We start from the raw sequence: 13600 nt of genomic DNA, 5'->3' as shown, positions 1-13600 counted from the left end.
ATATAGGCTTCTAGTTTACTAGAAGCCTTCTTAATGGAGGAAAAATGAAAAAAACAGTTAAAGATTTAAATGTTAAAGGTAAAAAAGTTTTAGTAAGAGTTGACTTTAATGTACCAATTAAAAATGGTGTAATTACTGACGATAATAGAATAAAAGCAGCAAAAGAAACATTAGAATACTTATTAAGTAATGGAGCAAAAGTTATAGCTTTTTCACACTTAGGAAAAGTTAAAGCTGAAGAAGATAAAGCTTCAAAAACTTTATTACCAGTATCTGTTAGATTATCAGAAGTATTAGGTAAAGAAGTTAAATTTGTACCATCAACAAGAGGAGAAGAATTAGAAAAAGCTATATCTGAATTAAAAGATGGAGAAATTCTAATGTTCGAAAACACAAGATTTGAAGATTTAGATGGTAAAAAAGAATCTAAAAATGATCCTGAATTAGGTAAATACTGGGCAAGTCTTGGAGATATGTATGTAAATGATGCATTTGGTACAGCTCATAGAGCTCACGCTTCAAATGTTGGTATTGCAAGTAACTTAGGTGAAAATACAGCTCTAGGATTCTTAGTAGAAAAAGAAGTTAAATTCATAGGACAAGCTGTTGAAAATCCAAATAGACCGTATGTTGCTATTTTAGGTGGTGCAAAAGTTTCAGATAAAATACAAATAATTGAACAATTAATAGAAAAAGCTGATAAAATCTTAATTGGTGGAGGTATGATGTTTACATTCCTAAAAGCTATGGGATATAACATAGGTAAATCTTTACTAGAAGAAGATAGATTAGAAATAGCTAAAGAAATAATAGAAAAAGCTAAAGCTAAAGGAGTTAAATTAGTATTACCTATAGATACAGTTGTAGCTAAAGAATTTAATAATGATGCTAAATTTGAAACAGTTTCAATAAGCGAAATTAAAGAAGATGACATGGGATTAGACGTAGGAGCTGCTACAGTAGAACTATTTGCAAAAGAATTAGAAGGGGCAAAAACTGTTGTATGGAACGGACCTATGGGAGTATTTGAAATGTCTAACTTTGCAAAAGGTACAATAGGTGTATGTGAAGCTATAGCAAATCTTAAAGATGCTATCACAATAATAGGTGGAGGAGATTCAGCTGCAGCTGCTATACAATTAGGATATGCTGAAAAATTCTCTCACATCTCAACTGGTGGAGGAGCATCACTTGAATATTTAGGTGGTAAGAAATTACCAGGTGTTGAAGCAATAGCTGATATAAAGTAGGATATATGAAAGTATATTTAGCAGGAGCTTTATTTAACGAAGCAGAAGTTGAAAGAAGACTAAAAGAAGGTAAATTATTAAGAGAAGCATTTTCTGATATAGAATTATTTAACCCAATAGAACAACCTTTTAATGAAGATAAGCAAACTCTACCTACACCAGAAACAATATATACAAACGATAAAAATGCAGTATTTAATTCAGATGTATGTATATTTGATGTAACTAATGAAGATGCTGGAGTTATGGTTGAGCTAGGATTGGCTATTGCATATGGTAAAAAAATAATAGCAGTAAATTCTGATATTAGGCTAAAAAGTGCAAATAAATATGAAATACCAAGCTATTCAATGAATCACTTTGTATTAGGAGCTATACTAAAACACGGAGTATTAGTTTATTCATTTGACGAAGTTATAAAAGAATTAAAAAAATATTAAAAAGGGCTTTTTGGCCCTTTTTTGTTGACTATTGTTTTTTTCAAGTTAAAATATATTATACATTAATTAGGAGGGATAAAAACATGGAAGTTTTAGCAATGATTTTAGCAGGAGGTAGAGGTTCTAGGTTAGATATATTATCTGCACATAGAGTTAAACCAGGTGTACCTTTTGCTGGGAAATTTAGAATAATTGACTTTACATTAAGTAACTGTAGTAATTCTGGTATATACAATGTAGCGTTATTAACACAATATTTACCACTATCATTAAATGAACATATAGGTTCTGGTAGACCATGGGATTTTGACAGAAGGGATTCTAGCATAACATTACTGCAACCATATGAAACAAGTGAAGATAAAAGTTGGTATAAAGGAACAGCCGACGCTATAAGACAAAATATTAGATATATAAAAAATAGTAATGCTAAATACGTATTAATATTAAGTGGAGATCATATATATAAGATGAACTATCAATGGATGTTAGATGAACATAAGAAAAATAATGCGGCTCTAACAATAGCAGCGAAAACAGTTCCTTATGAAGAAGCAAATAGATTTGGTATTTTTGAGGTAGATGACACTAAAAAAATATTATCATTTGAAGAAAAACCAGAAAACCCTAAGAGTAATTTTGCTTCTATGGGAATATATATATTCAATACAGATACATTAATTAAATATATAGAAAATGAAGAAATTCCTGATCTTGATTTTGGTAAACATGTTATACCAAAAATGTTAACTGATAATGAAAGAATCTTCTTACACTGCTATGACAGCTACTGGAAAGATGTAGGAACTTATGATAGTTACTTAGAAGCTAACATAGACTTAATTAAAAAGTCAGAAGAAGTAGGAATAAACTTATATGACGAAAATTGGAAAATATATACTAGAAGTAAAAATGCAGCACCTGTTAGAATAGGTGTTACTGGAAGTATATTAAATTCGCTTGTATGTGATGGTTGTAAGATAGAAGGAAGAGTAGAAAACTCAGTTATAGGACCAAATGTTACTGTAAGAGCAGGATCAACTGTTAGAAATAGTATAATATTTGAAGATACATATATAGATGAAAATTCACATTTAGAAAAAGTAATTGTTGATAAAAAAGTATATGTAGGTAAATATAGTTTAATTGGACACGGAGATGATTATAAGGCTAATAATGAAAAACCTGACTTATTAAGTAGTGGTATTAGTGTATTAGGTAAAAAAGTTCATGTTGGTGAGAATGTAACTATTGGAAGAAATGTAAGAATATTCCCAGAAAAAGATATCGATAGTCATGCACAAATAGGTAGTGGAGAAACATTAAAATGAGAATAATATATATAGCATCAGAGGCATTTCCATTTATTAAAACAGGAGGACTAGCAGACGTTATGTATGCTCTTCCTAAACAAATGAGCGAAATGGGACATAAAGTAAGCGTTATTATCCCTAAATATGATAAAATAAATATGAAATATTTAAAAGATATTAAATTTGTAGATAGTATTGACATGAATTATGATAGATATAACTTAGTTAAATATGAAGATGAAAATATTGAATATTTATTTATAGAAAATATGAGTCTATTTGAAAGAGGTCATATTTATGGAGATAATGATGATGATATTAGATATGCTAATTTCTGTGAAGTTGCTTTAAGATTTATTAGAAAATTAGAAATGAGAGCTGATATCATTCACTGTAATGACTGGCAAACAGGATTACTACCATATTTTCTAAAAAAAAGATATAAAACAGATCCATTCTTTTATGATTTTAGAGTAGTATACACTATACATAATTTAATGTATCAAGGTAGATATAACTCATATGCAATAAAGAATTTAGGATATGATATAAATGAAGAATATGTGAATTTCATGAAAATTGGAATAGAATATGCTGATGTAGTTAATACAGTAAGTCCTACATATGCAGGGGAAATAAATTATCCATATTTTGCAGAGGGACTAGAGGATACAATTAAATCTAGGAAAATATTTGGAATATTAAATGGAATAGATTATACGGTATATGATCCTAGAAATAATAAGTCATTTGCTCCATTAGAAGATAATAAATATCTAGAATTTAAAGAAAAAAACAAAGAACTTTTATTAGAAAAATTTAATTTAAAAAATAGTAATAATTTAACAATTTCAGTTATTAGTAGAATGGTTGAAGGAAAAGGTTTTGACTTAATAATAGATAAAATAGAAGAAATATTAAGATATGACAGTGTAAATATACTAATACTTGGTGTAGGAGACTATAAATACGAGTCAATTTTTAATAATCTATGTATTAAGTATCCAGATAAATTTAGAGTATATATAGGGTATAGTGAAGAATTGGCAAATCTTATGTATGCGGGTTCTGATTTATTCTTAATGCCTAGTAGATATGAACCTTGTGGACTATCTCAAATGATAGCTATGAGATATGGTGCAATACCATTAGTAAGAGAAACAGGTGGATTAAAAGACTCTGTTACAGCATATAATATGCAAACAAATGAAGGAAATGGTTTTTCATTTACTAACTTTAATGCAGATGATATGTTAAACGTAATTAGATATTCAGAACATATATTCTTTGATAGAAAAGATATTTGGAATAAATTAGTTGAGAAGAATTTTAATATAGATAATTCTTGGACAAGGTCAGCTAAAGAATATTATAATTTATACATGTTTGCTAAAACAACACCATAGATAAAAAGGGTATATAAGCTAAAAACTTATATACCTTTTTCATATAACGGTAAAAAATAAAAAAAAAGCGAAAAAAAAGTAAAATTATTAGTAAAAAAAGCATAAAAATTGATTTTTAAAAATCAGTATTATATAATTTAAATAAGAGGTGATGATATTGATTTATATAGAAAATGATTCAAATGATCCTTATTATAACCTAGCATTTGAAGATTATATTTTTGAAAATTATAAAGAAGATGAAATTTTACTTTTTTATATAAATAAACCAGTTATTGTATGTGGAAAATATCAAAATATTTTTGAAGAGGCTAATTTAATATACGCCATTGAAAATGATGTTGCAATAATAAGAAGAACATCGGGTGGTGGTACAGTATATCATGATTTAGGAAATATTAATTATAGCTTTATAAAAAATGTAAGCGATAAAACTAATTATGAATATTTTTTAAATATAATAATAAAAGCACTAAAAAAATTAGGTATAAATAGTTCTATTTTACAAAAAAGTGGTATAGAGATAGAGGATTATAAAATATCAGGTGGAGCGCAAAAAATAGCAAAAGGTAGAATAATGCACCATGGAACCTTATTATATAATACTAATCTTGAAGATATATATATAATGGCAAATGGTAAAAATATGTCGTATATAAGTAAAGCACCTAATTCAAATCCATATAAGGTTGGTAATATTAAAGATTTTTATGAAAATAAAAATATATCATCATTTGAGTTTAAGGACTTACTATTATCTAAAATTAAAGAAGAAATAGATATTAGTGTGATAAAATTAGATGATGAAACTAAAGAGAAAATACAAAAAATTGCTGATGAAAAATATAAGAGTTGGGAATGGACTTTTTCAAAGTCACCTAATTTTCATTTTAAAAGAGATATTTCAGATAATGGCATAAAGTATAGTATAGAATATGATGCGGTAGGTGGCATTATAAATAATTTTAAAGTAGAGCCTAATATAGCAGGCTTAGATGAAGTATTAAATGGACATATCTTAGATTATAAGAAAATAAAAGAAACACTAGCAAAAAAATATAACAAATTTTATAAATACATTTTTTAGGGGGAATACAATGAAAAAAGAACTTATAATGCCAGTTTTAAGACATGAAACTAGAGAGGCTGTTTTTGTAGAATGGTTAGTAGAAGAAAACCAAGAATTTAAAGCAGGAGATCCTTTGTTTGAAGTAGAAACAGAAAAGGTTATAAACCAAATTGAAGCAGAATTTGACGGAGTATTATTAGAAAAACTAATTGAAGTAGGAGATGTAGTTAAATCAGAACAACTTATTGCATACGTAGAGGAGAAATAAAAAATGGAGAAAAAACCAGAGTGGTTAAAGGTTAAATACAATTCATTAGCAGTACAACCAGTAGATGGAGTTTTAGCACAACTTGGTTTAAATACAGTTTGTCAATCAGCAAACTGCCCTAATTTAGGGGAGTGCTATAAGAAAAAAACAGCTACATTTATGGTTATGGGGAAAACTTGTACTAGAACTTGTGGATTTTGTAATATACCTTGTGGAAGAACAGAAACACTAGACTCAAATGAACCACGTAATATAGCTATAGCTACAAAATATCTTAAATTAAAACATGTTGTTGTAACCCAAGTTACAAGAGATGATTTAAAAGATGGTGGAGCTAGCCATATGGCACAGACAATAAAAGAAATAAAAAGAATTTGTAAAGATGTTACAGTTGAAGTACTAATATCAGATTTAAGAGGGAATATTGATGCTCTGCGTGTAATTCTAGAAGCAAAACCAGATGTGTTAAATCATAATGTAGAAATGGTTAAAAGCTTATATAAAGAATCAAGACCACAAGCAAGATATGAAAGATCTTTAAAAATATTGGAAGAGTCTAAAAAAATTGATCCTAATATATTAACAAAAACAGGATTTATGTTAGGTTTAGGAGAAACTGATGAAGAAGTTTATGAATTAATGGATGATGTTTTAAAAACTAACTGTGATATACTAACAATAAGTCAATATTTAAGACCTAGTCCAAAACATAAAAAGGTTTCAAGATATGTTAGATTAAATCAATTTGATGAATATAAAAGAATTGCAATGGAAAAAGGATTTAAGTTTGTTGCAAGTGGACCTTTAGTTCGTTCATCATATCAAGCAGCAGAAGCATTTGAACAAGCTAAAAAGAAGGAATATAAATGATATATGTAGAAACAAATTCAGTATCTGTATATAGGAATTTTGCAATAGAATACTATTTTGCAACAGAAAAAAAACTAGATGACACTGTTTTTTTACTTTGGAGAACAAGCCCAACTTTATTAGTTGGTAAATTTCAAAATATACTAGAAGAAATTGATCATAATTATGCTATAAAAAACAATATAAATATAGTAAGACGTATGAGTGGTGGAGGAACTATTTATACAGATTTAGGTGGTTATCAGTTTAGTTTTATTGAGTATAAAAAAGATAATAATATAGACTTTTCTAGCTATGTAGAGCCTATAATATCATTTTTAAAAGAACTTAATATAGATGTTAAGTTTACTGGTAGAAATGATTTGCAAGTTGAAAATAAAAAAATTTCAGGTAATGCTCAGTATAAAACAAAAAATTCAACAGTACATCATGGTTCTATTTTATTTGACACTAATATAGATGAAATGATAAAATCTACTACAGTGGATCCATTAAAATATGAATCAAAATCAATAAAATCAGTAAGAGATAGAGTTACAAATATTAAAGAACATTTAAGTTTTAATATTTCGATAGAAGAATTTAAAAAAAAATTAATAAAAGCTGTCATGTCTAAAGATTCTAGAGAATACATATTAACAAAAGAAGATGAAAAAAGAATATTAGAAATAGAAAAAGAGTACTTTGATAATATGGATTATTTATATAAAAAGAATCCTGATTTTCTTATGAAAAAAAAGAAAAAACTAAAAGGGGGCTTACTTACAATAAATCTTTCTATTAAAAAAGGGATTATTGATAATGTACTAGTCAATGGAGATTTTTTTGCAAATGCAGATTTTGATTTTTTAGTAGCTGATCTAATAGGCTCAAAATTAGAAAAAGAAGATTTAAAAAAAAGATTAACAAAAAAATATATATATAATATTAGTAATGAAGAAATAATTCAATTAATATTAGAATAAAAGAAATTCTTTTAACTAGTTAAGGCTAGATAAAAGAATTTTTTAGTAAAGGAGAAAAATGCACGAAGTTGAAATTAGAGGTTTAAAAATATTACAAGACCCTTCTATGCAAGGCATGAGTTTAGATGGAGTATTGTTAGAAGATTTTATAAAAATAAATAGAAACAGCAAAAAGATTCTAGAAATTGGAAGTGGTAATGCAAATATTTCAATGCTTTTAAGTAAACGAACTAAAGCTTTTATAGATGCTGTTGAAATACAAGAAAAAGCCTGTGATATAGCTAAAATTAATGTTGAAAATAATGAGATAGAAAATATAAATTTAGTGTGTGAAGATATTAAAAAATATAAAAAAGATGAAATGCAAGTATATGACATAATATTTTCTAACCCTCCATATTTTAAAAATGAGAAAAATTTAAGTCAAATGAGAAATGGTGAAGAAAAAATAATAGCAAGAAATGAGGTTTTATTAAGTCTAGAAGAACTTATTAAAATATCATCTAGACTACTTAAAAATAATGGACATCTATATCTTGTTTTTAGAACGAGTAGACTTATAGATATTTTAACTTATGTAAAAAAATATAAAATGAGTAGTAAACATTTAAAATTTGTATATACAAGTAATGAAAAAGAGAGTATTATATCTTTATTAGATATTGTTAAAAATACAACAAGTGAAACTCATGTACTAAGTCCAATATATGTATATGAAAATGGTAAAAAAAGTAAATATATAGAACAGCTATATGGGAAATAGGAGGAAATTTTGAAAAAAAATGACGTAATAAGAGTGACAATAAGTGGTACTGATATTAGAGGTAAAAGTTATTCTATAGTTGATGATAAAAAGATTTATGTTAATATTAATGCATCTAAGGGTCAAGTAGTAGAAGGGCTTTTATCTAAATTAAGAAAAAATAAGTTAGAACTAAAAAATTGTGTAATAGTAGACTATAACAACAAATTAAATAGTATGTATGATAATATACTTGATAAACAATTAAGTGGTGCTAATTATCAGTATTATGACTATGATACTCAATTAGAAATTAAATCAGGTCATATAAAAAAATTAATAGATGATGTATGTAACTATGAATATATATTTGAAAAAGCTATAAAAAATAGTAGGCCAATTAGATATAGAAATAAAATGGAATTTAGTTTTGGAAATGAAACAAAAGATGGAGAAATGTTATTAGGCCTTCATAAAAAAAATTCCATGTATGATATTGTAGATGTTAGTGATAATAATTTAATGGGGGAAGAATTTAATAGAATATATAAATTTTCTAATGAATATTTTAAATCGGTAGAAAAAAAGTTAAATATTAGTTTTTATCATAAAATGACTAAGCTTGGGTATTTTAGATATCTAGTTTTAAGAAAATCTAGATATAGTAAAGAGGTATTAATTAATCTTGTTACTACGTCATATATTGATAAAGAATTAGAAGAAAAAATATTAAATGATTATGTTAAAAAATTATTAGAATTAGATTTAGGTAATTATCATATATCTGGAATATTACATAGTACTAGTGATAAACTAGCAGATGCAGTAAGTGCTGATTATGAAAGATTATTGTATGGAAAAAAAGATATTGTTGAAAAAATATTTGATTTAAAATTTAACATTAGTCCATATAGTTTTTTTCAAGTTAACCCATATACAGTAGAGTCTTTATATAAAAAAGCAATAGACTATTTAGATGAAGTAAAACTAGAAAATGAAAAAGAAAAAGTAGTATATGATTTATTTTCTGGAACTGGTACAATAGCTCAGATTGTATCAAGAAAGTTTAAAAAAGTTTATGCAGTAGAAATTGTAGAAGAAGCAGTACAAAAATCAAAAGAAAATGCAAAATTAAATAATATAGATAATATAGAGTTTTTAGTTGGAGATGTATTTAAAGTTTTAGATGAAGTTAGTGAAAAACCTAATATAATAATACTAGATCCTCCAAGAATGGGAGTACTAACTAAAACTATAGAAAAATTAGTTAAATATGATGTAGATAATTTTGTATATATATCATGTAATCCAGTAACACTTGCAAATGATTTAAAAGACTTTAATAAATATGGATATAAACTAATTAAAATAACGCCTGTTGATATGTTTTCTTACACAAATCATATGGAGACTGTGGCATTGATACAAAAAGCGAAATAATCATTTTATAAAATAACATCTGCTCATTATAGTAGGTGTTTTTTATTCTTAAGGAAATTATAAATTGACATTTATATAGAGGACTATGGCACATTGTAAGTGAAAATCCGAACAATTATTTGACAATTTATATATCAAGTGCTAAAATTAAGAAACGAAGAAAAATTTGAGGAGAGAATGATGAAACCGATTACAAAAGAAGAATTTAAGAATAAAATAGAACTAAATTTAAGAAGACAGTACGGGAAAAGTTTAGAAGATGCTAAGAAATATGAAATATACTACGCTGTAAGTAGAGCTGTAATGGACGAAGTTACAGAAAAATGGTACAACACTAAAAAAACTTATCAAAAGAGCGGTGAAAAACAAGCATACTATCTATCTGCAGAATTTTTAATGGGTAGATACATGGGAAATAATATAATAAATTTAGGGTATCAAAAAGTTGTAAAAGAAACACTAGAAGAATTAGGATTCAACTTAAACGATATAGAAGATGCTGAAATGGATAAAGGATTAGGAAATGGTGGATTAGGAAGACTAGCTGCATGTTTTCTGGATTCATTAGCAACTTTAGGTTTACCAGGTCATGGATATGGATTAAGATATAAATATGGAATGTTTGAACAAAAAATAGAAGATGGATTCCAAGTAGAATATCCTGATAACTGGACAAAAAATGGAACTCCATGGGAAATAAAGAGATTAGATAGATCTTATGAAGTAAAATTTGGTGGAAGAGTTGAAATTCACAAAGATGAAATAGGAAAAGAATACTATAAAAGAGTTGAAACAGAAAATGTTATAGCAACTGCATATGATGTACCTATAATTGGTTATGGTAATGGTACTGTAAATACATTAAGATTATGGGAAGCTACAAGTGAATCTGGATTTAGCTTAAAATTATTTAATGAACAAAGATACGAAAAAGCAAGTGAAAAAGGTGTAGAAGCAGAAGATATATCAAGAGTACTATACCCTAATGATACTGAAAGAAGTGGTAAATGGTTAAGATTAAAACAACAATATTTCTTCACATCAGCTAGTTTACAAGATATTATAAGAAGATATAAATCTGTGTATGGAAATAATTTTGATAAATTTGCATCTAAAATTGCAATCCAATTAAATGATACTCACCCAGTTGTAGCAATACCAGAACTTATGAGAATTTTCTTAGATTATGAAAAATTAAGTTGGGATGAAGCATGGTCAATATGTACAGAAGTATTTGCTTATACAAACCATACAATTTTAAGTGAAGCACTTGAAAAATGGGATATAACATTAATACAACCATTATTACCAAGAATTTATCAAATTATTGAAGAAATAAATAGAAGATTTATATTAGAATTAAGAGAAAAATATCCAAATAACTATGAAAAAATAAATAAGTTGAGTGTTATAGGTGATGGAAAAGTTAAAATGGCATGGCTTGCAATAGTAGGATCACACGCTGTTAATGGTGTTGCAAGATTACATACTGAAATATTAAAAAATGAAGAATTAAAGGATTGGTATGAACTATATCCTGAAAAATTCCAAAATAAGACAAATGGAATTACTCAAAGAAGATGGTTACTAGAAGCAAATCCAAAATTATCAGACTATATAACAAGCTTAATTGGAGATAAATGGATTACAAATCTAGAGGAACTTAAAAAGTTAGAAAAATTTGAAGATGACTTAGAAGTTCGTAATAACTTAATGAAAATTAAAAAAGAAAATAAAGAAAGATTAGCTAAATACATATTAGAAACAACTGGTATAGAGGTAGATACTAATTCAATATTTGATGTACAAGTTAAAAGATTACACGAATATAAACGTCAATTATTAAATATATTACATATTATGGATTTATATAATAAATTAAAAGAAAATCCATTATTAGATATAGAATCAAGAACATTTATATTTGCAGCTAAAGCAGCTCCAGGTTATAGAAGAGCAAAATCAATTATTAAATTAATTAATTCGATTGCTGAGGTTATAAACAATGACGAAAGCATAAATGGTAAGATTAAAGTAATATTCTTAGAAAACTATAGAGTGTCACTTGCTGAAATAATATTCCCAGCAGCAGATATATCTGAACAAATATCAACAGCAGGAAAAGAAGCTAGTGGAACTGGTAATATGAAATTCATGGTAAATGGTGCAATGACAGTAGGAACATTAGATGGAGCTAATATAGAAATAGTAGAAGAGGCTGGAGAAGAAAATGCATTTATATTCGGTCTTAAAGCTAATGAAGTTAAAAAACTTGTTGAATACGGTAAATACAATCCATTTGAAGAATATCATGTTGTAGATGGATTAAATAAAGTATTAGAACAATTAGTAGATGGAACATATGATGATAATAGAACAGGAATGTTTAAAGATTTATACAATTCACTACTTTATGGAGTAGATGGGAATAGACCAGATGTATACTTTGTTCTAAAAGATTTTGCTTCATATAGAGATGCTCAATTAAAAGTAACAAAAGCATATAGAAATAAAGATAAATGGTCACATATGATGTTGAAAAATATTGCAAATGCAGGTAAGTTCTCATCAGATAGAACTATACAAGAATATGCAGATGAAATCTGGAATATTAAAAAAATTGCAGTAAAAAATTATATAGATTAAAAAAAGTATAAAGCATAACAATGGCGTTATGCTTTTTACGTTGAATTTAGGAGTTAATATGAGGGTACTTAGTTTAGATGGTGGAGGAATTAGAGGTCTTTATCAAATAGAAGTTTTAAAAGTTTTAGAAAAAGAAGTAGGTAATTTAAATGATTATTTTGATTTAATTATTGGGACAAGTGTTGGAGCTATGTTAGGTGCGTATATTAGAATGGGGCTTAAAATGGACGATGTAGAAAATAACTACTTGAAAAATTTAAATGAAACATTTAAAATACAAAAAGATGAAAAAGGTATAGAAATACAAGAAACTATAAGATTATTTAAATTTAATGATGCAACACTAAAAAAATATAGGGAAAACATAAAAAAAGAGTTTCTAGATAAAAAAATAACTAAAACACTTTTAACTGTTAGCATAAATATATCTGATAGAAAACTAAAGATATTTAAATTAGACGGAAACAGTGAAATTAAGGACTATGTAGACGGAATAATGTCAACTACTGCTCTACCAGGTTTATTTAAACCACATGAAATAGATGGTAAATTTTATTCAGATGGTGGTGTTTTATATAATGACCCATCATTGCTGGCATTAAGTGAAGCATTAAAAATAGAAAAAGACATTAGTAAAATAAAAATAATCTCAATAGGGACATTAGATGAAGTGGTTAATAGTGAAGATATATATAAAGAAACAAAAGAAAAAATTTCGGATTATGTATCAAAGGAAAGTAAATTTTTAAAATATTTAACAACAAAATCAAACAGTATAGAATTTATAAACTTTGTAAGTGTTGGAAGTCCAGCTTCTTATTCATATAATTATGCTACATCATTTTTTAATGCAACAAATAATGGTCATCTAGACATATTAAATACAATATATTCTTTGACTAATTCAAATGATAATTACTTAAGAATAAATCATATTGTAGAAAATAAAACAAATGCTTTAAAATATCTTTTTGAATTTAGTGAGATTGTAAAAAAAGATGAAAATCTAGTAGGTAAAATAAAAAAATGGATATAAAAGCTATTTAAGGTATCAAATTTATTAAATTAACACATATATAAGAAAGCTAAAAAGTATTTAGAGAGTAAAATATGTGTTTTTATATAAAATAAAAAAAAAGGTATTGACAAAAATTTCACAAAGTAATATAATAAATGTGAAATAAATCACAA

The 13600-nt window shown here is 26.4% G+C and carries 12 protein-coding genes; all 12 read left to right on the top strand.

Translation table 11 applies throughout. The features are described from left to right. Positions 1–44 precede the first annotated feature (44 nt). The 12 genes from OMES3154_RS04365 to OMES3154_RS04315 all read left to right on the top strand — a co-directional run bounded on the left by OMES3154_RS04365 (position 45) and on the right by OMES3154_RS04315 (position 13445). Positions 45–1250: a phosphoglycerate kinase gene (locus OMES3154_RS04365; protein WP_156683573.1), complete on the top strand. Its 1206-nt coding sequence runs from the start codon at positions 45–47 to the stop codon at positions 1248–1250. A gap of 5 nt (positions 1251–1255) precedes the next feature. Continuing rightward, the gene (locus tag OMES3154_RS04360; protein ID WP_156683572.1) at positions 1256–1690 is read left to right on the top strand and encodes a nucleoside 2-deoxyribosyltransferase; all 435 of its coding nucleotides are present in this window, start codon (positions 1256–1258) and stop codon (positions 1688–1690) included. A gap of 83 nt (positions 1691–1773) precedes the next feature. Further along, positions 1774–3021 carry a glucose-1-phosphate adenylyltransferase gene (locus OMES3154_RS04355; RefSeq protein WP_156683571.1) on the top strand — a complete coding sequence of 416 codons (1248 nt, stop codon included), beginning with the start codon at positions 1774–1776 and terminating at the stop codon, positions 3019–3021. Then, a complete protein-coding gene (locus tag OMES3154_RS04350; RefSeq protein WP_156683570.1) occupies positions 3018–4409 on the top strand; it encodes a glycogen synthase in 1392 nt (463 codons plus the stop codon). Before OMES3154_RS04355 ends, OMES3154_RS04350 begins: the two co-directional genes overlap by 4 nt. 157 nt (positions 4410–4566) lie before the next feature. After that, entirely contained in the window at positions 4567–5496 is a 930-nt protein-coding gene (locus OMES3154_RS04345) for a lipoate--protein ligase family protein (protein ID WP_197271502.1), read from the top strand. 10 nt (positions 5497–5506) lie between these two features. Then, on the top strand, positions 5507–5746 hold the full coding sequence (locus OMES3154_RS06455) for a biotin/lipoyl-containing protein (protein ID WP_197271501.1): 240 nt from the start codon (positions 5507–5509) through the stop codon (positions 5744–5746). Positions 5747–5749: 3 nt separating this feature from the next. Next, entirely contained in the window at positions 5750–6616 is an 867-nt protein-coding gene (lipA, locus tag OMES3154_RS04340; protein ID WP_197271500.1) for a lipoyl synthase, read from the top strand. Continuing rightward, entirely contained in the window at positions 6613–7581 is a 969-nt protein-coding gene (locus OMES3154_RS04335) for a lipoate--protein ligase (protein ID WP_156683568.1), read from the top strand. Before lipA ends, OMES3154_RS04335 begins: the two co-directional genes overlap by 4 nt. A 58-nt stretch (positions 7582–7639) precedes the next feature. Beyond that, positions 7640–8344 (top strand): tRNA1(Val) (adenine(37)-N6)-methyltransferase, encoded by a 705-nt coding sequence (locus OMES3154_RS04330; RefSeq protein ID WP_156683567.1) that lies wholly within the window; start codon positions 7640–7642, stop codon positions 8342–8344. 9 nt (positions 8345–8353) lie between these two features. Then, positions 8354–9763: a 23S rRNA (uracil(1939)-C(5))-methyltransferase RlmD gene (gene rlmD, locus OMES3154_RS04325; RefSeq protein ID WP_231679267.1), complete on the top strand. Its 1410-nt coding sequence runs from the start codon at positions 8354–8356 to the stop codon at positions 9761–9763. 180 nt (positions 9764–9943) lie between these two features. Continuing rightward, entirely contained in the window at positions 9944–12409 is a 2466-nt protein-coding gene (locus OMES3154_RS04320; RefSeq protein ID WP_156683565.1) for a glycogen/starch/alpha-glucan phosphorylase, read from the top strand. Positions 12410–12467: 58 nt separating this feature from the next. Beyond that, positions 12468–13445 (top strand): patatin-like phospholipase family protein, encoded by a 978-nt coding sequence (locus OMES3154_RS04315; RefSeq protein WP_197271499.1) that lies wholly within the window; start codon positions 12468–12470, stop codon positions 13443–13445. Positions 13446–13600 lie beyond the last annotated feature (155 nt).

The organism is Oceanivirga miroungae, assembly GCF_902505095.1.
Lineage (GTDB): Bacteria > Fusobacteriota > Fusobacteriia > Fusobacteriales > Leptotrichiaceae > Oceanivirga > Oceanivirga miroungae.
Note: the sequence above shows the minus strand (reverse complement) of the source record. Positions and strands in the feature narration are given on the sequence as shown.

What these genes read in the sequence shown, in the direction of transcription:
- lipA (WP_197271500.1), top strand. Translation starts at nt 5,750, where the DNA reads ATGGAGAAAAAACCAGAGTGGTTAAAGGTTAAATACAATTCATTAGCA.
- OMES3154_RS04355 (WP_156683571.1), top strand. Translation starts at nt 1,774, where the DNA reads ATGGAAGTTTTAGCAATGATTTTAGCAGGAGGTAGAGGTTCTAGGTTA.
- OMES3154_RS04360 (WP_156683572.1), top strand. Translation starts at nt 1,256, where the DNA reads ATGAAAGTATATTTAGCAGGAGCTTTATTTAACGAAGCAGAAGTTGAA.
- OMES3154_RS04365 (WP_156683573.1), top strand. Translation starts at nt 45, where the DNA reads ATGAAAAAAACAGTTAAAGATTTAAATGTTAAAGGTAAAAAAGTTTTA.
- OMES3154_RS04350 (WP_156683570.1), top strand. Translation starts at nt 3,018, where the DNA reads ATGAGAATAATATATATAGCATCAGAGGCATTTCCATTTATTAAAACA.
- OMES3154_RS04320 (WP_156683565.1), top strand. Translation starts at nt 9,944, where the DNA reads ATGAAACCGATTACAAAAGAAGAATTTAAGAATAAAATAGAACTAAAT.
- OMES3154_RS04330 (WP_156683567.1), top strand. Translation starts at nt 7,640, where the DNA reads ATGCACGAAGTTGAAATTAGAGGTTTAAAAATATTACAAGACCCTTCT.
- OMES3154_RS06455 (WP_197271501.1), top strand. Translation starts at nt 5,507, where the DNA reads ATGAAAAAAGAACTTATAATGCCAGTTTTAAGACATGAAACTAGAGAG.
- OMES3154_RS04315 (WP_197271499.1), top strand. Translation starts at nt 12,468, where the DNA reads ATGAGGGTACTTAGTTTAGATGGTGGAGGAATTAGAGGTCTTTATCAA.
- OMES3154_RS04335 (WP_156683568.1), top strand. Translation starts at nt 6,613, where the DNA reads ATGATATATGTAGAAACAAATTCAGTATCTGTATATAGGAATTTTGCA.